Annotated in this window: 26 protein-coding genes and 1 pseudogene; 18 read left to right on the top strand and 9 right to left on the bottom strand. The window is 63.4% G+C overall.

Translation table 11 applies throughout. The features are described 5' to 3' along the window. Positions 1-271: 271 nt before the first annotated feature. Positions 272-1,372 carry an FAD-dependent monooxygenase gene (locus ABIB73_RS34580; RefSeq protein WP_354231616.1) on the bottom strand — a complete coding sequence of 367 codons (1,101 nt, stop codon included), beginning with the start codon at positions 1,370-1,372 and terminating at the stop codon, positions 272-274. A 91-nt stretch (positions 1,373-1,463) separates the two neighbouring features. Between ABIB73_RS34580 and ABIB73_RS34575 the strand changes: the two genes are divergently transcribed. Continuing rightward, positions 1,464-2,165 (top strand): TetR/AcrR family transcriptional regulator, encoded by a 702-nt coding sequence (locus ABIB73_RS34575; RefSeq protein WP_354231614.1) that lies wholly within the window; start codon positions 1,464-1,466, stop codon positions 2,163-2,165. 68 nt (positions 2,166-2,233) lie between these two features. Here ABIB73_RS34575 and ABIB73_RS34570 read toward each other — a convergent pair whose 3' ends face one another. Next, positions 2,234-2,599, bottom strand: a complete 366-nt coding sequence (locus tag ABIB73_RS34570) for a nuclear transport factor 2 family protein (protein WP_354231612.1) — start codon at positions 2,597-2,599, stop codon at positions 2,234-2,236. A gap of 100 nt (positions 2,600-2,699) precedes the next feature. Between ABIB73_RS34570 and ABIB73_RS34565 the strand changes: the two genes are divergently transcribed. The 3 genes from ABIB73_RS34565 (at position 2,700) to hemC (ending at position 6,074) form a co-directional block, all read left to right on the top strand. Beyond that, complete coding sequence (locus ABIB73_RS34565) at positions 2,700-3,290, top strand: TetR/AcrR family transcriptional regulator (RefSeq protein ID WP_354231611.1); 591 nt, start codon at positions 2,700-2,702, stop codon at positions 3,288-3,290. Positions 3,291-3,442: 152 nt separating this feature from the next. Continuing rightward, entirely contained in the window at positions 3,443-5,068 is a 1,626-nt protein-coding gene (locus ABIB73_RS34560) for a GMC family oxidoreductase (protein ID WP_354231609.1), read from the top strand. A gap of 25 nt (positions 5,069-5,093) precedes the next feature. Continuing rightward, positions 5,094-6,074, top strand: a complete 981-nt coding sequence (gene hemC, locus ABIB73_RS34555; RefSeq protein WP_354231607.1) for a hydroxymethylbilane synthase — start codon at positions 5,094-5,096, stop codon at positions 6,072-6,074. A gap of 175 nt (positions 6,075-6,249) precedes the next feature. Here hemC and hemE read toward each other — a convergent pair whose 3' ends face one another. Continuing rightward, positions 6,250-7,284 carry a uroporphyrinogen decarboxylase gene (gene hemE / locus ABIB73_RS34550; protein WP_354231605.1) on the bottom strand — a complete coding sequence of 345 codons (1,035 nt, stop codon included), beginning with the start codon at positions 7,282-7,284 and terminating at the stop codon, positions 6,250-6,252. 109 nt (positions 7,285-7,393) lie between these two features. Here hemE and ABIB73_RS34545 point away from each other — a divergent pair, with 109 nt between their 5' ends. Further along, positions 7,394-7,609, top strand: coding sequence for a hypothetical protein (locus ABIB73_RS34545; protein ID WP_354231603.1), 216 nt, complete (start codon positions 7,394-7,396; stop codon positions 7,607-7,609). 174 nt (positions 7,610-7,783) lie between these two features. Beyond that, entirely contained in the window at positions 7,784-9,688 is a 1,905-nt protein-coding gene (locus ABIB73_RS34540) for a diguanylate cyclase (RefSeq protein ID WP_354231601.1), read from the top strand. Positions 9,689-9,845: 157 nt separating this feature from the next. Here ABIB73_RS34540 and ABIB73_RS34535 read toward each other — a convergent pair whose 3' ends face one another. Both ABIB73_RS34535 and trhO read right to left on the bottom strand, forming a co-directional pair. Then, positions 9,846-10,064 (bottom strand): SlyX family protein, encoded by a 219-nt coding sequence (locus ABIB73_RS34535; RefSeq protein WP_354231600.1) that lies wholly within the window; start codon positions 10,062-10,064, stop codon positions 9,846-9,848. Then, positions 10,054-10,821 (bottom strand): oxygen-dependent tRNA uridine(34) hydroxylase TrhO, encoded by a 768-nt coding sequence (gene trhO / locus ABIB73_RS34530; protein WP_354231643.1) that lies wholly within the window; start codon positions 10,819-10,821, stop codon positions 10,054-10,056. Before trhO ends, ABIB73_RS34535 begins: the two co-directional genes overlap by 11 nt. A 227-nt stretch (positions 10,822-11,048) precedes the next feature. Here trhO and ggt point away from each other — a divergent pair, with 227 nt between their 5' ends. After that, positions 11,049-12,635 carry a gamma-glutamyltransferase gene (gene ggt, locus ABIB73_RS34525; protein WP_354231598.1) on the top strand — a complete coding sequence of 529 codons (1,587 nt, stop codon included), beginning with the start codon at positions 11,049-11,051 and terminating at the stop codon, positions 12,633-12,635. Between the two features lie 71 nt (positions 12,636-12,706). Continuing rightward, positions 12,707-13,171, top strand: a complete 465-nt coding sequence (locus ABIB73_RS34520; protein ID WP_354231596.1) for an FKBP-type peptidyl-prolyl cis-trans isomerase — start codon at positions 12,707-12,709, stop codon at positions 13,169-13,171. Between the two features lie 75 nt (positions 13,172-13,246). Here the strand turns inward: ABIB73_RS34520 and ABIB73_RS34515 are convergent, their stop codons facing one another. Next, complete coding sequence (locus ABIB73_RS34515; RefSeq protein WP_354231594.1) at positions 13,247-13,465, bottom strand: CsbD family protein; 219 nt, start codon at positions 13,463-13,465, stop codon at positions 13,247-13,249. A 128-nt stretch (positions 13,466-13,593) separates the two neighbouring features. Between ABIB73_RS34515 and ABIB73_RS34510 the strand changes: the two genes are divergently transcribed. From ABIB73_RS34510 to ABIB73_RS34490, 5 genes are all read left to right on the top strand, one after another. Beyond that, the gene (locus tag ABIB73_RS34510; protein WP_354231592.1) at positions 13,594-14,106 is read left to right on the top strand and encodes a cupin domain-containing protein; all 513 of its coding nucleotides are present in this window, start codon (positions 13,594-13,596) and stop codon (positions 14,104-14,106) included. A 132-nt stretch (positions 14,107-14,238) separates the two neighbouring features. After that, entirely contained in the window at positions 14,239-14,667 is a 429-nt protein-coding gene (locus ABIB73_RS34505) for a VOC family protein (RefSeq protein WP_354231590.1), read from the top strand. A gap of 43 nt (positions 14,668-14,710) precedes the next feature. Then, on the top strand, positions 14,711-15,199 hold the full coding sequence (locus ABIB73_RS34500; protein ID WP_354231588.1) for a VOC family protein: 489 nt from the start codon (positions 14,711-14,713) through the stop codon (positions 15,197-15,199). A gap of 322 nt (positions 15,200-15,521) precedes the next feature. Beyond that, on the top strand, positions 15,522-15,788 hold the full coding sequence (locus ABIB73_RS34495; protein WP_354231587.1) for a hypothetical protein: 267 nt from the start codon (positions 15,522-15,524) through the stop codon (positions 15,786-15,788). Between the two features lie 43 nt (positions 15,789-15,831). Further along, positions 15,832-17,112, top strand: coding sequence for a phospholipid carrier-dependent glycosyltransferase (locus ABIB73_RS34490; RefSeq protein ID WP_354231585.1), 1,281 nt, complete (start codon positions 15,832-15,834; stop codon positions 17,110-17,112). Positions 17,113-17,177: 65 nt separating this feature from the next. On the opposite strand, the gene ABIB73_RS34485 is transcribed toward ABIB73_RS34490, so the two are convergent. After that, the gene (locus ABIB73_RS34485; RefSeq protein WP_354231583.1) at positions 17,178-17,819 is read right to left on the bottom strand and encodes an OmpA family protein; all 642 of its coding nucleotides are present in this window, start codon (positions 17,817-17,819) and stop codon (positions 17,178-17,180) included. A gap of 322 nt (positions 17,820-18,141) precedes the next feature. On the opposite strand from ABIB73_RS34485, the gene ABIB73_RS34480 reads away from it, so the two are divergent. From ABIB73_RS34480 to ABIB73_RS34465, 4 genes are all read left to right on the top strand, one after another. Continuing rightward, a complete protein-coding gene (locus ABIB73_RS34480) occupies positions 18,142-19,533 on the top strand; it encodes a caspase family protein (protein ID WP_354231581.1) in 1,392 nt (463 codons plus the stop codon). Positions 19,534-19,789: 256 nt separating this feature from the next. Next, positions 19,790-20,035: a hypothetical protein gene (locus ABIB73_RS34475; RefSeq protein ID WP_354231579.1), complete on the top strand. Its 246-nt coding sequence runs from the start codon at positions 19,790-19,792 to the stop codon at positions 20,033-20,035. Positions 20,036-20,155: 120 nt separating this feature from the next. After that, positions 20,156-20,404, top strand: coding sequence for a hypothetical protein (locus ABIB73_RS34470; protein ID WP_354231578.1), 249 nt, complete (start codon positions 20,156-20,158; stop codon positions 20,402-20,404). A 117-nt stretch (positions 20,405-20,521) separates the two neighbouring features. Further along, the gene (locus tag ABIB73_RS34465; protein ID WP_354231576.1) at positions 20,522-21,682 is read left to right on the top strand and encodes a winged helix-turn-helix domain-containing protein; all 1,161 of its coding nucleotides are present in this window, start codon (positions 20,522-20,524) and stop codon (positions 21,680-21,682) included. A 16-nt stretch (positions 21,683-21,698) separates the two neighbouring features. Here the strand turns inward: ABIB73_RS34465 and ABIB73_RS34460 are convergent, their stop codons facing one another. Further along, positions 21,699-22,640, bottom strand: a complete 942-nt coding sequence (locus ABIB73_RS34460) for an NAD(P)-dependent oxidoreductase (RefSeq protein ID WP_354231574.1) — start codon at positions 22,638-22,640, stop codon at positions 21,699-21,701. A 257-nt stretch (positions 22,641-22,897) separates the two neighbouring features. Between ABIB73_RS34460 and ABIB73_RS34455 the strand changes: the two genes are divergently transcribed. Next, entirely contained in the window at positions 22,898-23,887 is a 990-nt protein-coding gene (locus tag ABIB73_RS34455) for a LacI family DNA-binding transcriptional regulator (protein ID WP_354231572.1), read from the top strand. Here the strand turns inward: ABIB73_RS34455 and ABIB73_RS34450 are convergent. Next, positions 23,853-24,337: pseudogene (locus tag ABIB73_RS34450) on the bottom strand (ribosomal maturation YjgA family protein). The gene ABIB73_RS34455 and the pseudogene ABIB73_RS34450 sit on opposite strands and share 35 nt — an antisense overlap. Between the last annotated feature and the right edge of the window lie 38 nt (positions 24,338-24,375).

Below are 24,375 nucleotides of genomic sequence, written 5' to 3'. Positions count from 1 at the left end.
GTTGTCCGGCTCGGCTTGAGAATTCGCTGCAAACCTTTGACGAACTATGAATTATCCCGGCCGGCCGGCACGCCCGGGACCACTTCTGCGTGTTGAAACCACCGTATCGATAACAAATCGATACAAATGTGTGCCGCGGACGTCATCATCGTAGCGGTAGGCTTACCGCATAGGACCTCGCGCGTTATCCGTTTTCGGACGGCGCCGGATAATCGGTCGCTTCCAGCCGCGCGTTACGCCGCAGCACCTGTGAAGGCTCTCAAGAGAGCGCTCAAACGTCTTTAGGTCCCGGATTCAGCGCGTCCAGATTGCGTACGGCGTCGGCTTGCACCCGTTCGATGTAGGGATGGAAGCTTTCATCGTAGTCCCGAAATGCCAGTTGGAAGTCCCCATTGTTTGTTTGAAATGCATTCGCCAGCGCCGTCGCGCCGATGATCGGCAGCGACCCGCCCATGCCCGCAGCCGGGGAGGCGCAGTAGGCCGCATCGCCGACGAGCGCCACTCTGCCTTTCGTCCAAGACGGCATTTTTATCTGACAAATCTTGTCGAAGTAGAACGACGTCGAATTCGCTACGTTTTCCAACAGTTCCGGGATCTTCCAACCTTGTCCGGCGAATTGTTCTGTGATGATCCTTCGCTGCTGCGCTTCGTCCCGATAGTTGTAGGAAATCTCGTTCTCGGAAGAGAAACAGAGAACGATATCCGTCTTGTTGTTGTAGGCGTTCAGCATCACGAACCTGCCGTGTTCGTTGAACACTTGTGTCGTATTTTCCCTGATCAGCAGTTCGTCGACGATCGTGATGGAAAAATATTGCCCAAGGAAATGCGCGTATTGGGCTTCGTCTCCGAACCGCAGTTTTCGGACGCGCGAATGGATGCCGTCGCACCCGAATATCAAGGCGAACGATCGCTGCGAGCCATCCTCGAAGGAGACTCTGACATCGTTTTCCGTTTCGACCATTTCTTCGATACTGTTTCCGAAAGCGAACTCCACGTCGTCTTTCACGACGTCAAACATGAAATCCAGAAGTGTATCGCGCTCGATTTCCCAATCGATTTGGGATTGGATGGTCCCGGGCGGCATCTGCAGCGGTCCGGCCGCGCCATCGTCGGCGTTTTTGCGCTCTGCCGCTTCCATGTTCAAGCGGGCTGCTCGGATCTGCTCGATCAGGCCCATGCGCTTCAAGATGTCAGCAACGTCGTCGCCGATGTTCACCGGCGTCCCGCCTTTCTTGAGGCCTTTCGAGACTTCGACGACCGTCACCGCGTAGCCGAGTTGGTTCATCCAATACGCTGTGGTCAATCCTGCGAAGCTCGCCCCGGAAATGAGCACGTTTTCCCTCGGCGCAGAGCCATCGTGTTGATTTTTCATGTATTTCATCCAATTATGTACGCTCGACATGCGTGGACTCACACCAATTATGTACTAAGTATATAAATCTGCGTCTTTGGAGATTTTGTCAATGCTGCCGCCCGATCGCCGGACCCGTAAGCGCCTTGCCACGCGACAGGGGATCTCCGACGCTGCGACGCGCCTCTTCATCGAGCGCGGTTTCGACAACGTGACGGTGGACGAGATCGCAGAGGCCGCCGACGTCGGCCGGATGACGGTCTTCAATCATTTCCCGCGTAAGGAAGACATGTTCTTCGATCGCGACGAGGAGGGGCGCGAAACGCTTCGCAATGCCCTCCGGTACCGCGATGCAAGTGTGGCCCCGATCGAGGCGTTGCGTCTGCTCGCGCGCCGGGCCGCTTCGGAAGACCCTCTCTACATCCATTTCTCATCTGAAACCCAGGGCTTTGTAGAAACGATCGAGAAGAGCCCGGCTCTCATCGCTCGGGCCAGAGGGATCCGCGATGAACTCGCACAGGTCGTGATGGTGGCACTCGCCGAAAGCGTAGGACAAGAAGTGACCGATCCCGACGCTCAATTAGCGGCCAACCTGCTTCTGGCAACATGGACCGTGGCTTTCGTCCGGGCCCACCGCACCTATCGGGAAAGCCGTGACCCCGGGAAAGCGAAATCCGTTTTTCTTGCACTGATCGAGCGGGGAAGCAGCGGTCTCGAAGCCGCCATGGCAGGCACCCCCTACGCCCAGGCAACGATTCAAAAGACGGCTGCGCCGAACCGCGTTCCGAAAAAACGGGAGAAGAACTCACGCTAGGGTATGTATTCTTGATTCCGCGTCTAGGCGCCGGAACTGACGTCCTCGCCTTTATGCCCGCGTTCTGGTCACCGCCCCAGCTGCTTCGGATCGTAATAGAACCGCTCTTCGATCAGTTCGTCGCCTCGCCAGGTCTGCCAGGCGATCTCATCCAGCGTTCGGATGATCCCTTCGGCATTGGTGAAGCTGAACATCCAGCGCGTCGCGACGTTGTCGCCCTCGATCAGGCTCGGCCCGACGCGCACGGCCTTGACCTCCTTGCTTGCGGCCAGCACGCCGCGCTCCTTGGCGACGAGCTTGTCGCGCCCGACCGTCGGGGCGGCGTTGTTCTCATAGGTCGCCGCATCGGGCGCGTAGAACTGCTCGATCGCGCCGACGAAATTCCCATTCTCTAACCGCTGCGCAAAGGCTTCCACGATGTCACGGCTCGGCATGGCGCACCTCACAATAAAAACCGACTTATGGTCGGTAAATACCGACCGGCGGTCTAAAAGTCAACTGGCCGGGTCAGGCGAATTGGACTAGACGAGAGCGATGGCAAAACAGGCAGAGCGGCGGGCCGCGACATCGGAGGCGATTCTGACGGCGGCGCGGCGCCTGTTCGGGACGCAAGGCTTTGCCGCCACCACGATGGACGAGATCGCGGAGGCCGCCCGTGTCGCCAAGGGCGCGGTCTATCATCACTTCAAGACCAAGGAGGCGGTGTTCGAAGCCGTGTTCGATCTGGTCTCGCGCGACCTCGTCGCGGAGATCGACAGCACTGCGCGGGCCGAGAAGGACGTGCTCGCCGCGATGGTCGCCGGCACGCAGCATTATTTTGCGGCGACAGCCAAAGGCCCGACCGGCCAGATCATCCTGCGCGACGGGCCGGCCGTGCTCGGCTGGGAGCGCTGGCGCGAGATCGATGCGCAGCATTTCGGCGGTAAGCTGCCGCGCGCGATCACCGCTGCCATGGAGGCCGGCCTGATCGCACGGCAGCCGGTCGAGCCGCTGGCGCGGCTGCTGCTCGGCGCGGTGACGGAGGCCGCGGTCGCCTGCGCCGGACGCGCGGATATCGCAAGGGCGGGCGCGGAATATGCCCGTGCGTTCAAGTCGCTAGTCGAGGCGCTGCGTCTGCGCGCATGATCGTGCGAAAGCGTTTTCGAGCGAAGTAGGTACCGGTTCGCGTAAAGAAAACGCGTCAAAACAAGAATCTAGAGCACTGTTCCGATTCTATCGGAACGGTGCTCTAGTGACGACACTGGAAACGCCAACACCAACAACAAGAATAGTAGCGCATGAACGCAAATTCCTCCCTCGCACCAATCGATCCCGAATTCGACTACATCATCGTCGGCGCCGGCTCCGCCGGTTGCGTGCTCGCCAACCGGCTCTCGGCGAACGGCAAGCACAGCGTGCTGCTGCTCGAGGCCGGCCCGAAGGATTCCAACATCTGGATCCACGTGCCGCTCGGCTACGGAAAACTGTTCAAGGAGAAGACCGTCAACTGGATGTACCAGACCGAGCCGGAGCCCGAGCTGAAAGGACGTCAGGTGTTCCAGCCGCGCGGCAAGACGTTGGGCGGTTCGAGCTCGATCAACGGACTGCTCTATGTCCGCGGCCAGCACGAGGACTATGATCGCTGGCGCCAGCTCGGCAACACCGGCTGGGGCTATGACGACGTGCTGCCCTATTTCAAGAAGGCGGAGAACCAGTCGCGCGGCGCCGATCAATATCACGGCACTGGCGGGCCGCTGCCGGTGTCCAACATGGTCGTGACCGATCCGCTGTCGAAGGCTTTTATCGATGCCGCCGTCGAAAACGGCTTGCCCTACAACCCTGATTTCAATGGCGCCACGCAGGAAGGCGTCGGCCTGTTCCAGACCACGACGCGCAACGGCCGCCGCGCGTCGACGTCGGTGGCTTATCTCGGCCCCGCGAAGGCGCGCGGCAATCTCAAGATCGAAACATCAGCGCTCGGTCAGCGCGTGCTGTTCGAGGGGCGCCGCGCGGTCGGAGTCGAGTATCGGCAGGGCGTCACCGTCCGTCGCGCCCGTGCGCGAAAAGAGATCGTGCTGTCGAGCGGCGCCTACAACTCGCCGCAGCTGCTCCAGCTCTCCGGGGTCGGCCCCGCCGATCTCCTGCGCCAGCACGGCATCGATGTGGTGCTGGATGCGAAAGGCGTCGGTCATGATCTGCAGGACCACATGCAGGTCCGAATCGTGATGCGCTGCTCGCAGAAGATCACGCTCAACGACACCGTCAACCATCCGCTTCGCCGCACGCTCGCCGGCGCGCGCTACGCGCTGTTCCGGAAAGGCTGGCTGACGATCGCGGCGGGCACCGCGGGCGCCTTCTTCAAGACCAGTCCCCGGTTGGCTTCGCCCGATATCCAGGTCCACTTCCTGCCGTTCTCGACCGACAAGATGGGCGAGAAGCTGCATGATTTCTCCGGCTTCACGGCTTCGGTGTGCCAGCTTCGGCCCGAAAGCCGCGGCTCCTTGCACATCAGGAGTGCGGACCCGACCGTGCCGCCGGAAATCCGCATCAACTATATGTCGACCGAGACCGACCGCACCACCAACGTCGAAGGTCTGAAGATCCTTCGCAAGATATTGCATGCGCCGGCGCTGAAGCCGTTCGTGATCAACGAGTATGATCCTGGGGCGAAGATATCCACGGATTCGGAACTGCTGGATTACTGCCGCGAGCGCGGCAGCACCATCTACCATCCGACCTCGACCTGTCGTATGGGCAATGATGCGCTTTCGGTGGTCGACCAGCGGCTGAAGGTGAGGGGGCTCGAAGGTCTTCGCGTCGTCGACGGCTCGATCATGCCCGATCTCGTGTCGGGGAATACCAATGCGCCGATCATCATGATCGCCGAAAAGGCCTCGGATATGATATTGGAGGATGCGCGGTAGACCCGCGCGAGAAGGAGCAGACGGCTTGGCTACGCGACTAAAGATCGGCACACGCAAGAGCGCGATGGCGCTGGCACAGACGGAAGAGATCGCGCGCCGCCTGACCGCCGCCATGCCCGACATCGATGTCGAGATCGTCAAGTTCGACACGTCAGGCGATCTCGACCAGACCAGCAAGCTACTGCCGCATGGCGGCAAGGGCGGCGCCTTCGTGGCGCAGATTCGCGCTGCCGTGCTTTCGGGCGAGCTACATGCGGCGATGCATTCGCTGAAGGACATGCCGGGCAATGAGGACACGCCGGGCCTCGTCATCGGCGCCACGCTGTCGCGCGATCCGGCCAGCGATGCACTGGTGCTCCGCGACGGCGTGACGCTGGAGGCGCTGCGCCAGTCGCGTGGCAAGGGCTTTAAAGTTGGCACCAACGCCGTGCGCCGGGCGGCCTATGTGCGAAGGCTGTTTCCGGATATCGAGGTCATCCATTTCCGCGGCGCCGCCGACACCCGCGTGCGAAAACTCGACAATGGCGAGAAGCAACGCCTGCCGGATGGCGGTGCGGTGGGCCCTGCCGATGCGCTGATCATGGCGCGCTCGGGGCTCGATCGCGTCGGGCTTTCCGGCCGCATCGGCTACGAATTCTCTGCGGCGGAGATGCTGCCTGCGGCGGGGCAGGGCATCGTCGCGGTGGAATGCGCCGCGCAGGACTGGCAGACGCGGCGTATCCTCGCATCGATCGACGATCCCGCTGCACATGCCTGTGCCGATGCCGAGCGCGAGGTGCTGTGGGTGCTCAACGGCCACTGCAATTCGCCCGTGGCGGGGTTCTCGACGATTGACGGCGATCAGATGTCGCTCGCCGCATCCGTGCTCGATCTCTCCGGCAACACCATCATCGAAGCCTCGCACGCCGGCCCCGCCAACCGTCCGCGCGAACTCGGCCGTGCGGTGGGACTCGAGCTATTGGCCAAGGGCGCTGCCGAGATCATCGAGCGCAGCCGGCCACGGTAGCCAGCCGCGAGGGCACATCGGCGCGATCATGCAAGCGTGCGCCTGTTTTGCCCGACGAGTCAAACGTCTTCGCGGCAGGACTGAAGGCCATGCCGGACGAAATCCTTCAATGATTTCTACTTTGCATGGGGTTGTTTTCGCGTTTTTTTGATCCTGCCTCTCGGGGCCGGTCAAGTTAGCCGCGCACCCGCTTCAGCATCTGCTCGACATGGGCGATCGGTGTTTCCGGCTGGATGCCGTGGCCGAGATTGAAGATCAGCCGCCCCTGCCCAAAGTTCGCCAGCACGTTGTCGACCGCGCGGTCGAGCGCGGCGCCGCCGGTGATCAGCACCAGCGGATCGAGATTGCCCTGCACCGCGACTTTGCTTTGCACGCGCTCGCGGATGAACGAGGGCTCAGCGGTCCAGTCGATGCTGACGCCGTTGACGCCGGTCGCCTCGACGTAAGCAGGCAATTGCGCGCCGGCGCCGCGGGGGAAGCCGATGATTTTTGCCCCCGGCACCTTGGCGCGTACGCCTTCGACGATGCGCCGTGTCGGCTCGACCGACCAGCGCGCGAACTCGGCCGGCGGCAATACGCCCGCCCAGGTGTCGAAGATCTGCAACGCATCGGCGCCGGCGGCGAGTTGTGCGAGCAAATAGTCGATCGAACTCTCGACCAGCACGTCGATGATTTTTGAGAACGCTTCCGGATGCCGGTAGGCCATCATCCGCGCCGGCGCCTGGTCCGGCGTGCCGTGGCCCGCGACCATGTAGGTGGCGACCGTCCACGGCGCGCCGCAGAAGCCGATCAGCGCAATCTTCGGATCGAGTGTGCCGCGCACGATGCGCAGCGCCTCGAACACCGGCGCGAGCTTGCCGAGGTCGGCGTGCGGGGCGAGCGTCGCGACCTTGCCGGGATCATCCAGCGGCTCGAGCCGCGGGCCTTCGCCGACCTCAAAGCGCACGGAACGGCCAAGCGCATAGGGGATCACGAGGATGTCGGAGAAAATGATCGCCGCATCGAAGCCGAACCGGCGGATCGGTTGCAGCGTGACTTCAGCGGCAAGCTCCGGATTGAAGCAGAGATCGAGGAAGCCGCCGGCCTTCGCCCGCACCTCGCGATATTCCGGCAGATAGCGGCCGGCCTGCCGCATCATCCAGACCGGCGGGATGGCCTGGCGCTGGCCAGAGAGCACGTCGATGAACGGTTTTGTCGCAGATTGGGGCACGAACTGTCCTGATGCAGATTGAGGTTCCTGATACACTGCCCAAGGCCCGAGCGGAACAGGGGAACCAGCGCAAATGCGCCGCGTTGATCAGGCAATGGAGGAGGAATCCATGGCTGAGACATTCAATCCCGCACCGCATGACAAGCATGCGGATGATCTGCACAAGGCGCTCGCCGCCGATCGCCATGCCAAGCTCGATGCCGGGCTGGAGGACAGTTTCCCTGCGTCCGATCCCGTCAGCGCCGCCCAGCCGACGCCGTCGAAAGCCGACGCGGAGGCGGACAGCCAGTCACTCTGGGACAAGGTTAAGTCGATCTTCAGTTAAGGCGCGGCGGGTCGCCGGTTTCCGATAGGCTTGATAACGCCTTGTTAGCGATCCGCGGATGCTTGCGTCCGTAGGAGTACGGGAAACCCCGCATATGCTCGCGAATGTCACCAAGCGCTTCAGGGTTCAATAACAGAAGCGGCGGAAGTTCCGGCGATCGGAGATTTCTGCCGCATGAACGTTGCCTCACAGAGAGCTGGATGGAGCCGCCTGCCGCTGCGCGCGGCCGCGTTTGTCTTGCTCACTTGCGCGACCATTCTCGGCGTTGGCGGCTGGCGCGAATGGGCTGCACGTGACGCCGTGCTCAAGGGCGCCGAGACGGAGATGGCGAACGTCGCCCGTTCGCTGACGCAGCATGCCGAGGACAGCCTCGATCTCCTGGATTCCGGTGTCGTCGGCGTCGTCAGCCGGCTCGAGATGGATGGCACCGACCCCGCCACGATCACGAAGCTGCGCAGCCTGCTGGAGGCGCGCCGCAAGGCGATCGAGCGCGTCCACAGCCTCGCCATCATCGACGACCAGGGCAACTGGCTGACCTCGCCCGGCACGATCGCCTCGACGCTGAGCGACGACGCGTTCTTCCGTTATCACCAGCTCTCGCCCAAACGCGAGGCCTTTATCGGCCATCCCGTGAAGAGCCTGCTGGATGGCGAATGGGTCGTCACCCTGTCGCGCCGCTTCAACAAGCAGGACGGCAGCTTTGGCGGCGTCGTGCTCGCGGCCATCAGCTCCAGATACCTTTCGCATTTTTACGAGCAGTTCGAGATCGGCCGCAACAGCTCCGTGGCGCTGATGTACGGCGACGGCATGATCATCGCGCGCAATCCGAGCAACGAGAAATTCGTCGGCCGCAACGTCGGCGACACTCCACTGTTCCGCGACGCCGGCCTGCAACGGCCGAGCGGCGCCTATCATTTCAAGTCGCCGCTGGACGGCGCAGAGCGCGTCAGCTTCTTCAAGCGCAGCAGCCGGTATCCGCTCGTCCTGCTCGCCACCGTCGACAAGGAGGAGCTGCTCGCGCCCTGGCGCGCGGCGGCCATCTCCCGCATGCTCTATGTGCTCGCGCTGGTGATGCTGATCGCTGTCATCGGCGCCGTGCTGGTGCGGCAGTTGCAGCGCGGCCAGCGCATGGCCGCCGCCCTGGTCGAGAAGGAAGCCCATTTCCGCCTGCTCGCGGAAGGCTCCAGCGACATGGTCACCCGCATCGGGCTCGACGAGCGGCTGCGCTACGTCTCGCCGTCGTCGAACCGCGTCGTCGGCTGGCGCGCCAATCAACTGATCGGCACGCCTGCGCTCGCGGGCATCCATCCAGAGGACCTGCCGCAGGTCCAGGCCATCGTCGACGCCATGAAGCGAGGCGACAAGGACGAAGCGCGCGTCACCTACCGCAACGTGCACCGACAGAAATCCGAGGTCTGGCTGGAATCGACCATGCGGGTGACGCGCAAGGACAATGGCAATGTCGATGGCGTGGTCGCGATCTCACGCGACATCACCGAGCAGAAGGAGCTGGAGACCAGGCTCGAGACGCTCGCAATCGAGGACAGCCTTACCGGGCTTGCCAACCGCCGCCACTTCGACGAGCGGCTGAACGAGGAATGGGCGCGCGCCTATCGCGACCGTTCCAACCTCGGCCTCTTGATGATCGACGTCGATCACTTCAAGGCCTACAACGACGAATATGGCCATCCCGCAGGTGACGCCTGTTTGCGCGTGGTCGCCAAGATCATTGCCGCCGAGATGCAGCGAGTCGGCGATCTCGCGGCGCGCTACGGCGGCGAGGAATTCGCCATGCTGCTGCCGAACACCGATGCCGCCGGCTGCGCCCGGATCGGCGAGCGGATCCGCAGTGCCGTCCACGATGCAGGCCTCGTTCATGCCTCCAGTCCGGCGGCGGCATGCGTCACCGTCTCGGTCGGCGGCGCGGCATGCCGGCCGGCGTTCGAGCGCACCGCAGGAGCCGGATCGCTGGTGGAGGCCGCCGACCGGGCGCTCTACGCCGCCAAGGATGCCGGCCGCGACCGCCTGATGATGTCCGGCGAAGTCATGAACCTGCTGCCCAGGGCGTCTGGTCAGTAAAAGCCATCCGGTGTGAGAGCCATCGTGTCCCGGACGCGGCGCAGCGTGAAACGATGCGACGCTGAGCCGGGACCCAGTTCTTTCTTCGCCACGGTGATGGGTCTCGGTTCAGCAGCGCATCGCGAAGGGCGCTGCGCTGCGACCGGGGCACGAGAGCTCAATAATGCGGCGGGCGTTCGCTGGTGGGGCCCGGCGCATTCGCCTCGGCCTCTTGCAGCCGCTCGCTGAGCTGCGCGAGCTGCCGCGTCAGCGCGTCGATCTGCTTCCATTGCGCAGTGATGGTCTGGTTCAGGGTCTCGATGGTGTGGTCCTGATAGGCCAGGCGCGTCTCCAGCGTGTCGATGCGCTCGGTCAGCGTCTTGATCTCATTCGTCACGTGCCGCGTCCTTGTCCCGTTCGCGCAAGCCAGATTCCCGCAAGTTGTGGCCGAGCGCGATGCGCTCGTCGAACACGAAGCATTCCCCGCGCCAGCGGCTTTGCGCCTCCGGCACCTCTTCCAGATATCTGAGGATACCGCCTTTGAGATGGTAGACCTCGGCAAAGCCGCGCGCGAGCAGATGCGCACTCGCCTTCTCGCAGCGGATGCCGCCGGTGCAGAACATCGCGATCTTGCGGTGCTTTGCCGGATCGAGCTGTTGTGCCGCAAAATCCTTGAACTGGCCAAAGCTCTTGATTTCAGGATCGACCGCCCCCTCGAACGTCCCCATCGCCACCTCGAAAGCGTTGCGGGTGTCGAGCACCAGCGTGTCGGGCGCCGCGATCAGCGCATTCCATTCGGCGGCGTCGACGTAAGTGCCGACCGGCCGCGTCGGGTCGGCGGCTTCGTCACCGAGCGTGACGATCTCCTTCTTCAGCCGCACCTTGAGCCGGCCGAACGGCATCGCCTGGGCGGTCGAGAACTTCAATTCGAGATTGTCGAGCCTGCCGCCGAACATGTCGCCGTGCGCGAGCTCATGTGCGAAGGCGTTGATCGCCTCGGGCGCGCCCGCGATGGTGCCGTTGATGCCCTCCTGCGCCAGCAGCACGCTGCCCTTCAGCGCCAGGCGCGTGCAGAGCGCGCGCAGCGGCTCGCGCAGCTCGCGGTAATCGGGCAGGGCGGCGAATTGGTAGAAGGCGCAGACCTTGGAGACCAAGTTGTTTAAAGTCATGGCGGCTCGTTTAGCAGGCGGCCGGCGCCCAGAAAACCCGCATGGCGGATGGCCGCGAAAAGCCTATACGCCCAGCGGATGGCAGCCATTTCCGTGGTATGCCAGCATTGCCCCGGCGGGCCGGAATGTGTCATGAAGGCCCGGTTTTTCCGAGATGGCGCGACACGCGCGCCCCAGGACTTAGCTGAGACGCCAAGAGAGCAAGAATTCGCATGAGAAACTTCCATTTTCCCGGCAGGTCCACGGTCCACGCCACCAACGCGATGGTCGCGACCTCGCATCCGCAGGCCTCGCTGGCCGCGATCGAGGTGTTGCGCGACGGCGGCACGGCGGTGGACGCGGCGGTCGCGGGTTCGGCCGTGCTCGGCGTGATCGAGCCGCAATCGACCGGCATCGGCGGCGACTGCTTTGCGCTGATCCAGCCGCGCGGCGAAGGCAAGATCACAGCCTATAACGGCTCCGGCCGGGCGCCCAAGGCCGCCAACGCCGACTGGTATCTCGAGCGCAAGATTACGTCCGTGCCGCTGACATCGGCGCACGCAGTTTCGATCCCCGGCGTGATCGACGCCTTTGCGACCGTTTTGCGCGACCACGGCAAGTTCGGCTTCGACCGGCTGCTCCAGCCCGCGATCAAGGCGGCCGAGGAAGGCTATGTCGTTGCGCCCCGCATCGCCTTCGACTGGAAGAACCAGTTCGAGAAGCTGAAGAACGGGACCAACACCGTGCGTTACCTGTTGCCGGGCGGCAAGCCGCCGGTCGCCGGCGACGTCATCCGCCAGGCCGAGCTCGGCAAGACGCTGCGCGCGATCGCCAAGGACGGCCGCGACGCCTTCTACAAGGGGCCGATCGCGGAGGATATGGTTGAGACGCTGCGTGGGATCGGTGGCCTCCATACGCTCGACGATTTCGCCGCGCACACTACCGAGACGACCACGCCGATCGGCACCATGTACAAGGGCTATGACGTCTGGCAGTGCCCGCCGAACGGCCCCGGCGTCACCGCGCTGTTGATGCTCAACATCCTGTCGCGCTTCGACCTGACGAAGTACGCTCCGCTCAGCGTCGAACGTTTCCATCTCGAGGCGGAAGCCGCGCGCATCGCCTATATGAATCGCGAGATGCACGTCGCCTCTCCCGAGCATATGAAGATCGACGTCGCCGAGATGCTCGCGAAGGGCTTTGCCGACGAGTACATCAGCAAGATCCGCATGGACGGCATGCTCGACCTGCCGAACGTCGCGCCGCCGATGAATCCCTCGACCATCTACATCACGGTCGTCGACAAGGACCGCAACGTCTGCTCGTTCATCAACTCGATCGCGCATTCCTTCGGCTCGGCGATCGTGTCGAACAAGACCGGTGTGCTGTTGCAGAACCGCGCCGGCGGCTTCCGCATCCAGCCGGGCCATCCCAACTGCATCGAGGGCGGCAAGCGCCCGCTGCACACGATCATGCCGGGCCTCCTCACCAGGGGCGGCCGGTCCGTGATGCCGTTCGCGGTGATGGGCGGCCAGTATCAGCCGGTCGGCCAGACCCATGTGGTGACCAACATCCTGGACTATGGCTGCGACGTGCAGGAGGCGATCGACATGCCGCGCGGCCTGCACTACGAGGGCCAGTATCAGCTCGAGGACAGCGTGCCGGCTGATATCGTGGATGGCCTGAAGAAGCTCGGCCACAAGACCACCAGCGTAGTCGGCCCGCTCGGCGGCGCCCAGGCGATCTGGATCGACTGGGACAAGGGTACGCTCACCGGCGGTTCCGACCCGCGCAAGGACGGCTGCGCGCTCGGCTATTGATCGAGACCCCGGGGCTGGAAACCACACCCTCGTTGCGCTAGACACCTCCCGCCTCAAACGGAAGGTGTCTTATGCAGCGTTTCCAGCGCGCGCTCCTCGCCATGATGTCGGCACTCGCGATCACCGTGATCGGCGGCGTGTCCGATTTCGTTTCCACCACGGCCTCGGCCCAGACTGCAGGGAAAACCATGACCACAGCTTCAGGCTTGCAAGTTATCGACAGCGTCGTCGGCACCGGCGCTTCGCCGAAGCCCGGCCAGATTTGCGTAATGCACTACACCGGCTGGCTGTATGAGAATGGCCAGAAGGGCAAGAAATTCGACTCGTCCGTCGATCGCAACGAGCCCTTCGAGTTTCCGATCGGCAAGGGCCGCGTTATCGCCGGCTGGGACGAGGGCGTTGCCTCGATGAAGGTCGGCGGCAAGCGCACGCTGATCATTCCGCCGCAGCTCGGCTACGGCGCCCGCGGCGCCGGTGGCGTGATTCCGCCGAATGCGACGCTGATGTTCGACGTGGAATTGCTCGCGGTGAAGTGACCGCACAAAACCAAAAGACCGGCCTCGCGGCCGGTCTTTTCGCTTTCAGTCTTGTCTGTTTCAGTCTTGCGCGCGTTACTCCGCCGCGCGACGGGCCGCCGCAGCGGCGCGATCGATCGCTTCCTTCGCGGCGTCCTTGGCATCGCCCATGGCCTGCTGGCCCTTGCCCTTCACTTCCTGGACCGCGCCTTCGCCCTTCAGGCGGTCGGAACCGGTGGCTTCACCGACGCCCTGTTTGGCCTTGCCGATCGCCTCGTTGGCGGTGCCCTTGATCTTGTCGCTCGTGCTACCCATGAAACTCTCCTTCCGCTTTGCTCGGAATACCAACGGCTGATGGCTATGAGAGTTCCGATTTTGGTATGGCTTGCGGATGCGGCTTTGGGTTAGTTTCGCCCGCACGGAACCAACAGGAAGCAAGACCTATGACCGGCCATGACCACACGCATCCCCACCATGCACACGATCATGACGATCGCTGGAAACATGACGGCGTGCGCGTCATCCCGGGCAACCAGCTCGATCCGAACGTGCCGTCGACAGCGGGGATGGACCGCAAGGCCGCGATCAATTTCGCCCGCGTCGGCGCGCAGAAATTGTGGGCCGGCACGGTCAGCATCAAGCCCGATGCCAAGACGGGCGCGCATCATCACGGCCATCTCGAAAGCATTATCTATGTGGTGAAGGGCAAGGCGCGGATGCGCTGGGGTGAGAGTCTGCAATTCACCGCGGAGGCCGGCCCCGGCGATTTCATTTTCGTGCCGCCTTACGTGCCGCACCAGGAAATCAATGCCAGCCCAGACGAGGTGCTGGAATGCGTGCTGGTGCGCAGCGACGGCGAGGCGGTCGCGATCAACCTTGATATTGAACCGATCGAGAAGCCGGAGACCGTGCTGTGGATCGACCCGGTGCACCGGGATCCGAACGAGAAGAAGTAGGATCGGTTGCGGGCCTAGCTGGTTCCGCTGCGGCAGAACCACGCAGGACCCGGTCAGAAAAAATCCGGAAGCAACGTCGGATGGCCGCCCGGCCATCCGTCCTTGGGCAGACCCCCTCGCAAGGAGCTTCCGATGCCCAAGATGATCTTCGTCAGCCTGCCGGTGATCGACCTCAAGCGCGCCACGGCCTTCTATGAGGCCATCGGCGCGGTCACGAATCCGCAATTCAGCGACGAGACGGCGTCCTGCATGGTCTTCTCCGAGACCATTTTCGCGATGCTGATGACCCACGACAAGTTCCGGCAGTTCACGCCGAAGCCGATTGCGGATGCCAAGACCTCGAACCAGGTGTTGCTCTGCCTGTCCGCGGACAGCCGCAACGACGTCGACGATATCGTCGGCAAGGCTGAAGCTGCTGGCGGCACGGCCGATCCCAGCCCGAAGGAGGAGTTCAGCTTCATGTACGGCCGCAGCTTCGAGGATCCGGATGGCCATATGTGGGGTGTGAACTGGCTGGACCTCGCGGCGGCCACCACCCAGCCGGACATGGCGAACGCCTGATCGAAACTCAAGCAAATCGAAACGCTAGAGAGGAGCCTCCACGATGTCCAAGGTCGTGCCCTGCATGTGGTTCAACGGCGATGCCGAGGAAGCCGCAAAGTTCTATGTCTCACTCGTGCCGAATTCGGAGATCGCGCACGTTCAGCGCAACGTCTCGGACAACCCGTCCGGCAAGGAGGGCTCCGTGCTCGTCGTCGAGTTCACGGTGGCCGGACAGCCCCTGGTCGCGCTCAATGGCGGAATGAAGGTGGAATACACCCACGCGCTGTCGCTGATGATTCATTGCGACGACCAGGCCCAGGTCGACAGCGTGTGGAATGCGTTCCTGGCCCATGGTGGCAAGGAACAGCAGTGCGGCTGGCTCAATGACCGCTACGGCGTGTCATGGCAGGTGGTGCCGAAGGTGATGTTCGAGTTCCTCTCGAGCCCGGACAGGGCTGCGGCGGCTCGCGCGATGCAGGCGATGATGAAGATGGTGAAGCTGGATGTCGAAGTGCTGCGCCGTGCGTTCGAGGGCAAGTCGGCGGCGTGAAGGCTGGGGCGGACGCCGTAGGGTGGGCAAAGGCGTGCTCCTCGCGCGCCGTGCCCACCATGCGTCCGCATTCGCTGCAGCAATGGTGGGCACGCTTCGCTTTGCCCACCCTTGTATTAGCGCGCCGGACTAGAATGGCCTCGTTCCGTGAGGAACGGCCCAGCCCGGGTGGCCGCCCGAGCTCGGCCGCCGATCGATCGGATCGATGCCCACCGAAGCCTTGAGGGCAGCGTTTTGTAGCAAGATCGCGGTCGGCACTTCATCGGGACCCGCATGGTTGAACGAACTTCAGGTTCGCATTCACAAGGGAGGGTCGAGGAAGATGGCCAAGCGTATCACGATCTGTGCCGGGATCGATACCGGCAAACGCAAGCTCGACGTGGCGCTCGACGGCAGACAGCAGTGTGGGGAAAAGCAGAAAACGCAAATTCATTTCGCAACCAATCGATATGTTCCTGATCGCACCGGGTCGCGCGCACTTGTGTTGTGGCCAAATTATCACAAGCGGCGCACGACGCGCCTAGGCTTAGTGACAGTTGCGGCAGAATGCGTTCAATGCAGCGAGCGAGTTATTTTTTCTCCACGGTGATGCAGATTTGCCGCGCAAAATAGCCCCACGGCCTCCGCTTGAATTGCCTGCGGTTCCGAAGGTGTCGAGGAGCGCAGTGATCGCTGTCGCGATTTTCCTAGCCGCGCATCTCGCGCTGCTGATCGGGCTGGTGACGCCGGAAAAATTTGTCTTCGACGAGGTGCATTATGTGCCGGCGGCGCGGCAGATGCTCGGCTCCTCGATGGCGCAGCCGATGCTCAATCCGATGCATCCGCCGCTGGCGAAAGAGTTGATCGCAGCATCGATCGCGGCGTTCGGCGACAATGCGTTCGGCTGGCGCTATCCGGCGACGCTGTTCGGCGCGCTTGCGATCGTCGCGATCTATCTCTGCGGCCTCGCGCTATTCGGATCGCAGGGGCCTGCGATCGCGGCCGCGCTGATCGCGGCCTTCAATCAGATGCTGTACGTGCAGGCCCGCATCGCGATGCTCGACATCTTTGCGCTTGGTTTCGGCCTGCTCGCGACCGCCGCCTTCATGCACGGTTTTCGACGCGAGCGGCCGCAGGCGCTGTTCGCGCTCGCGGGCGCGCTGTTCGGACTTGCAGCCGCCTGCAAATGGAGCGGGTTGTTTCCGCTCGGCGTCTGCATCGCCATTGTCGCACTCGTCCGGCTGATGCAGAGCTGGCACGCGCTGTTTGCCGACGCGAAGCCGAGCGACTGGTATCGGCCTGATCTGTGGCCCGCCTTCGGGCTACATCATGCCGTGCTCTGCTTCGCGGTGCTGCCGGCGGTGACTTATCTTGCCGCCTTCGTTCCACTCTACGGTCTGTCGCCGTCGGATCTGATCGAGGCGCAGCGCAGGATCTTTGCCGACAACACCACCACCGCGATCACCGGCCACACCTATATGAGCGCGTGGCCGTCGTGGCCGTTGCTCGCGCGCCCGGTGTGGTTCCTGTTCGACAAGACAGCGGAAGACAGCGTGTCGGCGATCGTCTTCCTCGGCAATCCGCTGGTGCTGTGGCCGGCACTGCTCGCGCTTGCCGTGGTGCTGCGCGATCTCATCGTCGCGCGCCGGTGGGATGCGTTCCTGATCGCATCTTTCTATTTCGGCCCATGGCTCGCCTGGGCGCTGCTGCCGCGTACGCTCGGCTTCATCTATTATTATCTGCCGGCCGCGACTGCGGCCTCGCTCGCGCTCGTCTATGTCTTGCGCAGAGACGGCCTGCCGCGCTGGCTGCTGTGGGCCTATGTCGGCGTCGCCGCTATTGGCTTTGCCGTGATGCTGCCGATCTCGGCCGCCTTCATCGGCACGTCGATGCAGATGTTCAACCGGTTGATGCTGTTTCAGAGCTGGATCTGACAACGGAGAGCCGCCTGCCGTTCGCGCGGCAGGCGGCTTGTCGATTGTGGCGATCGCTTCTCAAATCACTTTGACGCAGTCTTGGTGTCCATGTTCACCACCTGGACGCGGCGGTTGATCGGGTCGGCGCCGTTGGCGGTGTCCTTCAGCTTGGTCTTGCCGTAGCCGACGGTGACGAGATCGGTGCCGTTGAGGCCGTAGTTCTGCACCAGGTACTTCTTGATGGTATCGGCGCGGCGTTCGGAGAGTCCTTGATTGTATTCTTCGGTGCCGATCGCGTCGGTATGGCCGGCGACCACGAAGGTCGAGCCCTTCAGCGACGGATCGGACAGCGCCTTGCCGAGTGCCTGCACCGACGGCACCGAGGTCTTGGCGATGTCGGCCGAGTTGTAGTCGAACTGAATTTCCAGATCGATGTTCGGCTTGGTCGCCGCGAGTTCGGCGATCTGATCACGCTCGCCCATCGACAGCGAGCGGGTCTGCCGGTTGCGCACGGTGCTGAGGAAGGTCGCTTCCTTGGCCTGCGCCGTCGGATCGGCCTGCGGACCGACGGACAGGCCGCGGGTCACCGGCTTCGGCTTCAGTGCATCCAGGATCTGGCTGGATGAGACGTTGTTGTCGCCGGCGAAAGCCAGGCCCGCCGTCAGCGACAGCGCGGCGGTGAGCGCAATCGCCTTCAGTCCAAAGAACTTATTGAAATGGGTCATTGTCGTATCCTCGCTGTTACGTCTGATGGCAATTTGATGCTGCGAGCATAAGGTGGGTTCAAACGCTTCGATGTGATCTTTGTCACGTTGGAAAACGGCCGGCTCTAATCTCATTTTAGCGCATTCCTCGGCGTTTCGGGTGTCCCGCCGACTGCCATGCCTGCAAACGAAGCGCCGGCGCGATCGCGTGAACAGCAGTCGTTGCGCGTTTTTCGGGGCGGGTTCGAACTGCGTCGACCTGTGCGTGATCCAGATCACATTCAGGCTTCCTGGAAGAGATCACAGTCGGTGCATCGGTGGTTCTGGATCTGAGGAAAAGACCATGCGCTTCCTGATCGCGGCAATGTCCCTCGCAGCTCTCGTCTTCTCTGGCAACGCGGCGCTCGCGGACAAGCGCGTCGCCTTCGTCGTTGGCAACTCGGCCTACAAGAACGTTCCGCAGCTTCCGAACCCGGCGATCGACGCCAAGTCGATGGCACGGGTGCTGCGCAATGTCGGCTTCGAGGTGGTCGAGGGCAGCAACCTCAGCCGCGACGCCATGACGGCAAAGCTGCTCGAATTCGGCAAGAAAAGCGAAGGCGCCGATGTCGCGCTGTTCTTCTATGCCGGCCACGGCATCGCGGTGAACGGCACCAACTATTTGCTGCCGATCGACGCCGACCTCAAATCCGAGATGGACGTCAAGCTCGGCGCGGCGATCAATGTTGATACGACGCTGGAGCAGACCATGGCGGACGCCAAGGTGAAGCTGGTGTTCCTCGACGCCTGCCGCGACAATCCCTTCGCCGCAAAGATCCGCTCCGCCAAGGCGACGCGCTCGGTGACCGTGGACAGCGGCCTTGCCGAGATGAAATTCGGCGAAGGCACGCTGATCGCCTTCGCGACCGGCCCCGGCCAGACCGCGCTCGACGGCGAAGCCGGCACCAACAGTCCCTTCACCCGCGCGCTCATCGCCAACATCGCTTCCCCCGGCGTCGAGATCCAGCAGGCGATGACCAAGGTGCGTGCCCAGGTCAATGACGAGACCAACAAGGCGCAGCTGCCCTGGGGCCACACCAATCTCACCGGCACGGTTTACCTCAATCCGACCGCAACGCCCGCCGCCATCGTCGATGTCGCTCCGGCGTTCGTCGCCCAGGCCGGCGAAGTCGAGCTCGAGTTCTGGCGCTCGATCAAGGACACCAACAAGGTCGAGGAGCTCAACGCTTACCTGACCAATTATCCGAACGGCACCTTCAAGTCGCTCGCGCTGGCCCGCATCGCCGCGATCCAGGACGGTCCCTCCACGACGACGCGCAACCTCACCGCCGGCGTTGATCCGTCGACCTTCACCGAACAAGCCGACCAGATCTCCGAAGACCAGATCGGCCTCGACAAGAACCAGCGACGCGACGTGCAGCGCCGCCTGACCGGCCTCGGCTTCGACGTCAAGGCGACCGCCAAGTTCGACGAGGAGACCCGGTCCGTGATTAAGCGCTGGCAGGCCGCGCGCGGTTATCCCACCACCGGCTATCTCAACAAGTTCCAGCACAAGGCGATGCAGTCCGAGATCGTCTCCACCCGCGTTGCCTCGTCCGACGACTCCGATGACGAGCCGGCGCGTCATCGCGCCTCCGGTGGTGGCGGCCGTCGCGCTCACAGTGGCGGAGGCGGCGGCATGGGCGGCCCCGGCGCTTTGTTCGGCCACATGATGGGCGGTCTGTTCCACCGCTGATGTGACGAGCCACACTACGCGCAAGCGGCCCCCGATCCGGGCCGCTCTTGCGTTGGAAGCCCGTGCACGCCGATCGTCGCAAAGCCGTCGCCGCATGGCCTGCTCGCGAACAAGAAATCGGCCAGATGCACGCCTAGCAGACCTTTCAGCTGACAACCGCAAGCGAAGAGGGGCCGAGTTTCATCCAGTGCCGAGGCCAAGTGACTACCAGTTTTATCGCAATGGCCCGCCGGATCGGACCGTGCCCCTGAGCTCCATGCCCATCTATATCGGCGCGGCGATGATCGCGGTGGCGATCCTGCTCTCGACGCTGATCACGGGGCTCACCAGCCGCTATACCGGCCTCGAAGGTCCGACCGACGAGAATATGTGGCTGGTCGACCGTCTCACTGGCAGCGTCTATCGCTGCCAGGCGGAGGAGCGCGGCAAGGCCTCGTGCGAACCGGACATCGCCACCGGCAGCCTGAGCGACCGGTCCAAGGCGCCGACGGGCGGCCGCTGAGTCGTTTCGCTTCGCATTGCAGCAAGAAAATTTTCTTCTCCGCGAAACATTGTCGCGAGAGGATACGTAATTGCGAAGGCCGGCACGACGCCGGTTTCGTTTTACGGAGGAGACTTTTCGATGAAAACCTTGCTCACCGCCGCGGCTTTTCTCGCATTCGCCCTTTCCCCCGCTTCCGCCGCCATGATGGCGTGCACCGGCGATAACATGATGAAATCGACCGCCATGATGACCGGCCCCGCCGACACGCCGGCCAAGACGGCCGCGAACAAGGAAATGGCCATGGTCAACACTGACATGAGCAATGGCAAGATGAAGAGCGCCTGCATGCACTATATGAAGTCGCAGAAGGCGATGATGATGAAGTAGGCCTCGGCCGCATCATCCGGTCGCGCTGTCAGCAGATGGCAGCGCGGCTTTTTCTTGGGCCTGCCTCTCTGCCCTGTTCTTTCTCTTGGCGCGAATCCCGCTACATTGCACCTCGCAATGCCCCGCGCACCAAAACCCCTTCCGCTCTCGACGACACAGGCCCGGCGGGTCTGGCTGCGTGCCCAGCGCCTGGACGTGCGCGCGCCGTTCGGGGAGGGCGCGCAAGCCGTGGCGGAGGCGGTCGCTCATCTCGGCTATGTGCAGATCGACACCATCAACGTGATCGAGCGCTGTCACCACCACATCCTGTTCAGCCGCATTCCGTCCTACCGCCGCGCCGATCTGCGCGACGCCCAGAGCCTGGACAAAAGCGTGTTCGAATACTGGACCCATGCGCTGTCCTACATTCCGGCGAACGATTTTCGCTTCTTCCTGCCGGCGATGCGCGAGCACCGCCGCGAAGGGCACAAATGGTACGCCTCGGTGACGCCGGCCGACACGCGCAAGGTGATGCGGCTGGTGCGCGCCGGCCCGCTGACGATCCGCGACATCGAGGACGACGTGCTCACCGAGAAGGAGCACCTCTGGCAGAGCAGAAAGCCCTCGAAGCGGGCGTTGCAGCTCGCCTTCTACACCGGCGTCGTGACCGTCAGCGAACGCCAGGGCATGCTCAAGACCTATGAGCTGATGACGCGGCATTTCGGCTGGGACAGACTGCCGAAGCCGGCATCAGTGAAAGAGATCACGGCCTATCTGCTCGATCGCGCATTGCGGTCGCAGGGCGTCGTGAGCCTGGATTCGATCTGCCATCTCGACGCGCCGAGCAAGAAGGCGGTCGCAGCCCTGATCGCCTCGCGCGTCCGTCGCGGCGAGCTCGTCCCGGTCGCCATCGACGGCGGCGGCAAGCAGGAGCATTGGGCGCAGCCGTCCGCGCTGGAGCCAAGCGAGGTGTCGCCGGATCTCGTCCACATCCTCTCGCCGTTCGATCCCCTGATCATCCAGCGCAAGCGCACCAATCTCATCTTCGGCTACAACCATCTGTTCGAAGCCTATGTGCCGAAGGCCAAGCGCAAGCTCGGCTATTTCGCACTGCCCGTGCTGGTCGGCGACGAGATCGTCGCCGCGCTCGACCTCAAGACCGACCGGCAGGCGAAGAAGCTGCTGATGCAGAAATGGACCTGGCTCGGGGAGGGGAAGAAGACGGCGGGGCGAAAGGAACTGAAGCAGAAGATCGAGGACGAGCTCGACCGCTTCGAGCGGTTTCAGCTCGCGGAGTGAAAGTCAGGCCCGCACTTTACGGCCCCTGCTTGAGCTCGCCGCGCGAGCCTCGTGGTTCGCCTCCATGGGCGGACACCACATGCGCATAACGGTCCAGCACGTCGTCGGCCGAATAGCCCGGGCGTCGCGCAAATTCCTCCCGCAAGCCCAGCCGCGCGGAGACTTTCAATCGTTCCGCCGTTGCGGCCGTCATCAGGGGATCGAAGCCCAATTCCCGCAGGCCCGCAGCCACGCCGTCCATTTCCACGGCGCGGCGCTCGGCATGCAGCACGTCGGAGCGGACGCACATGTCCAGGAACTTGCTGAATGTGGTGGCATCCATCGACGCGCAAAGTCCGCGCATGGTTTCCTCGCGCACGCCGGCGAGCGTTGCGGCGGTCAGGGCCTCGACCAGCAGTGCCTCCATACCCTTCGTCACCACGCTCCGCAGCATCTTCACCGCCGCTGCCGTTCCGGCTTCCGGACCGGCGACCTCGATGCGGAAACCGAGTGGCCGGAAAATGTCTGCGAAGCGCTCGGCGCCGCTGCCGGAGGTATAGAGCGGCACCGCGGCGCCATAGAGGTCGACCGAACCCATCAGATTCGTATCCGCGAACACGCCGCCGCGCGCCTCCACGGCTTCGGCGACACGCCTTTTGGTTCGTGGGCTCGCGGCGTTGATGTCCACCACGAGGCAGCCGGGACGCATAATGCTGGAAATCGCTTCACCGGTCTCGGCTGCGACCGCAACGACGACGGCGGAAAAGATCACGTCCGCGTCCGAGAGATCGTCAAGCCGCTCGACAAGCGTGACGCCACAATTGGCCGCCACCGCGCGAAAGGCCTGCGAGTAGGGCGGTGCATTGGTCTTGCCCCGACAGAACGCGACCATCGGCGCACCGGTCTGCGCCGCGAGATGCTTTGCAAAGCATTGCGCGGCCTCGCCAAATCCAACAAAGGCGACCTTTGGCTGCGGCATGGCTCTTCTCCGGAATCGTCCGACCGGGAGGACGAGGTCTCCTCGTGCGGCTTTCAGCGTTGCCGTCATTGTGCTGAGTCCGGTGCCGGAGTCAATGAACCGGTTCATCAAAAGTCCAATTATTGAGGAGCAATTTGCACCGATGCCGAACTTTTCGGCATCGCTGGCCGCAAAAGCTTGCTCGAGATGATGAACCGGTTCATATAGCAGGCATGCCATCACGGTCGCGCCGATCGCAAACTGTAAAAGTCAGGGACGTGGCCCGAGAGGCCGGTGTTGCGGTCGGCACTGTATCCCGTGTGCTCAATGACCATCCCGCGGTGACCAGAGAGCTGCGCGAGCGCGTCAAAGGGGCCATGGCGCATCTCGGCTATGAAGTCGATGTCACGGCCCAGAGCATGCGCGCAGGACGGTCGCGGCTCGTCGCCTGCGCGATTCGCGATTTCGACATCCCGCGCTTCGCGTTGTTCATCAAGGAGGCGGAAGCTGTCCTGCGCGAGGCTGGATACACCTTGCTTCTGGCGAGCACGACCAACCGCCCCGCCGTTGAGATCTCTCTATTGGGCGCCTTCCGCAGGCGCCGGGTGGATGGCGTGATGATGACGCTGAGCGACGAGGAGCACCGCGACGTGCGCGAAGCGCTGTCGGAGGCGCCGATGCCGATCCTGCTCATCGACCGCGATCGCATCGAGGCGCTCGATCGCGTCACGGCCGATCATCGCCAGGGCGCGCGGCTTGCGACGAGCCATCTGCTCGGCCTTGGGCATCGGCGGATTGCCATGCTCGTCGGCGACATCAAGGCCTTTCCGTCGCGAAGCCGCATGGAGGGATTTCGCGCGGCGTGTTCGGCGGCGGGCATCACGCCGGATCCGAGATTGTTGCGAGAGAATGTGCTCTCGAGCGAAGACGCCTATCGGGCGACGGCGTCGCTCATGAGTCTCGCGAATCCCCCGACGGCGCTCTTCGTCGCGGCGATGGACATGCTCGGCGGCTGCCTGAGAGCGCTGCGGACGATGAACATTGCCGTCGGGGACGGGATTTCGGTGGTGGCCGGCAGCGACTCCGACCTGGCCGAATTGCACACGCCGCCGATCACGGCGATCGAGTGGGATCTTGCGGCCATGGGCCGCCACGCCGCGACCATGCTGCTGGAGCGGATGCGCGGCGACGAGATCGAGCGCGGCCGCGGTCTCACCGTGCCGACGCAGTTGATCATTCGCGGGTCGAGCCAGCCTCTTGCGAATTGAGCCTGCTGCGTCGAGGCAGGATCCGGTCCTGGGCGAAGCTCGCGACACGGCCGTCGAGCCAGACGCCGGCCACGATACCGATGAGGTGGGCGACCAAATTCCACAGCGAAAAGATTCGGCCCAACAGCAGTGCGCCTGCGGTCGTCAGCCGGAACGCGTCGAGCCACGGCGCATGCACCAGTCGGGAGAATTCGACGACGACAGCAATCGCTGCCGCGATGGCCGCGATCTGCGTCCGAGTCAGCCGCGGCAGCAAGCCCCGACCAGCAGGAACATCATGGTCGCCCACAACAGCGAGCCGCCATACTTCACCACGAAAGCGGGAAGCCCGAGCGGAAAGCCGTACCAGCGCAAGGACAGCCCGCAGACGATCACGACCAGCGCCAGGGCGGCACGGATCAGCGGCCTCTGTCGCGACGCAATGGGTTTATCCGGCTGCGCCCCGTGTATTGCTTGCTCCATTGACTCTTGGTCCGCGATGCTGAAAA

It is taken from the genome of Bradyrhizobium sp. F1.4.3 (genome assembly GCF_040548375.1).
Lineage (GTDB): Bacteria > Pseudomonadota > Alphaproteobacteria > Rhizobiales > Xanthobacteraceae > Bradyrhizobium.
Note: the sequence above shows the minus strand (reverse complement) of the source record. Positions and strands in the feature narration are given on the sequence as shown.

What these genes read in the sequence shown, in the direction of transcription:
- ABIB73_RS34580 (WP_354231616.1), bottom strand. Translation starts at nt 1,372, where the DNA reads ATGAAAAATCAACACGATGGCTCTGCGCCGAGGGAAAACGTGCTCATT.
- ABIB73_RS34475 (WP_354231579.1), top strand. Translation starts at nt 19,790, where the DNA reads ATGCCCATCTATATCGGCGCGGCGATGATCGCGGTGGCGATCCTGCTC.
- ABIB73_RS34545 (WP_354231603.1), top strand. Translation starts at nt 7,394, where the DNA reads ATGGCTGAGACATTCAATCCCGCACCGCATGACAAGCATGCGGATGAT.
- ABIB73_RS34565 (WP_354231611.1), top strand. Translation starts at nt 2,700, where the DNA reads ATGGCAAAACAGGCAGAGCGGCGGGCCGCGACATCGGAGGCGATTCTG.
- ABIB73_RS34500 (WP_354231588.1), top strand. Translation starts at nt 14,711, where the DNA reads ATGTCCAAGGTCGTGCCCTGCATGTGGTTCAACGGCGATGCCGAGGAA.
- ABIB73_RS34480 (WP_354231581.1), top strand. Translation starts at nt 18,142, where the DNA reads ATGCGCTTCCTGATCGCGGCAATGTCCCTCGCAGCTCTCGTCTTCTCT.
- ABIB73_RS34470 (WP_354231578.1), top strand. Translation starts at nt 20,156, where the DNA reads ATGAAAACCTTGCTCACCGCCGCGGCTTTTCTCGCATTCGCCCTTTCC.
- ABIB73_RS34495 (WP_354231587.1), top strand. Translation starts at nt 15,522, where the DNA reads ATGGCCAAGCGTATCACGATCTGTGCCGGGATCGATACCGGCAAACGC.
- ABIB73_RS34570 (WP_354231612.1), bottom strand. Translation starts at nt 2,599, where the DNA reads ATGCCGAGCCGTGACATCGTGGAAGCCTTTGCGCAGCGGTTAGAGAAT.
- ABIB73_RS34465 (WP_354231576.1), top strand. Translation starts at nt 20,522, where the DNA reads ATGCCCCGCGCACCAAAACCCCTTCCGCTCTCGACGACACAGGCCCGG.
- ABIB73_RS34505 (WP_354231590.1), top strand. Translation starts at nt 14,239, where the DNA reads ATGCCCAAGATGATCTTCGTCAGCCTGCCGGTGATCGACCTCAAGCGC.
- ABIB73_RS34540 (WP_354231601.1), top strand. Translation starts at nt 7,784, where the DNA reads ATGAACGTTGCCTCACAGAGAGCTGGATGGAGCCGCCTGCCGCTGCGC.
- ggt (WP_354231598.1), top strand. Translation starts at nt 11,049, where the DNA reads ATGAGAAACTTCCATTTTCCCGGCAGGTCCACGGTCCACGCCACCAAC.
- ABIB73_RS34485 (WP_354231583.1), bottom strand. Translation starts at nt 17,819, where the DNA reads ATGACCCATTTCAATAAGTTCTTTGGACTGAAGGCGATTGCGCTCACC.
- ABIB73_RS34560 (WP_354231609.1), top strand. Translation starts at nt 3,443, where the DNA reads ATGAACGCAAATTCCTCCCTCGCACCAATCGATCCCGAATTCGACTAC.
- ABIB73_RS34575 (WP_354231614.1), top strand. Translation starts at nt 1,464, where the DNA reads ATGCTGCCGCCCGATCGCCGGACCCGTAAGCGCCTTGCCACGCGACAG.
- ABIB73_RS34460 (WP_354231574.1), bottom strand. Translation starts at nt 22,640, where the DNA reads ATGCCGCAGCCAAAGGTCGCCTTTGTTGGATTTGGCGAGGCCGCGCAA.
- ABIB73_RS34515 (WP_354231594.1), bottom strand. Translation starts at nt 13,465, where the DNA reads ATGGGTAGCACGAGCGACAAGATCAAGGGCACCGCCAACGAGGCGATC.
- ABIB73_RS34510 (WP_354231592.1), top strand. Translation starts at nt 13,594, where the DNA reads ATGACCGGCCATGACCACACGCATCCCCACCATGCACACGATCATGAC.
- ABIB73_RS34520 (WP_354231596.1), top strand. Translation starts at nt 12,707, where the DNA reads ATGCAGCGTTTCCAGCGCGCGCTCCTCGCCATGATGTCGGCACTCGCG.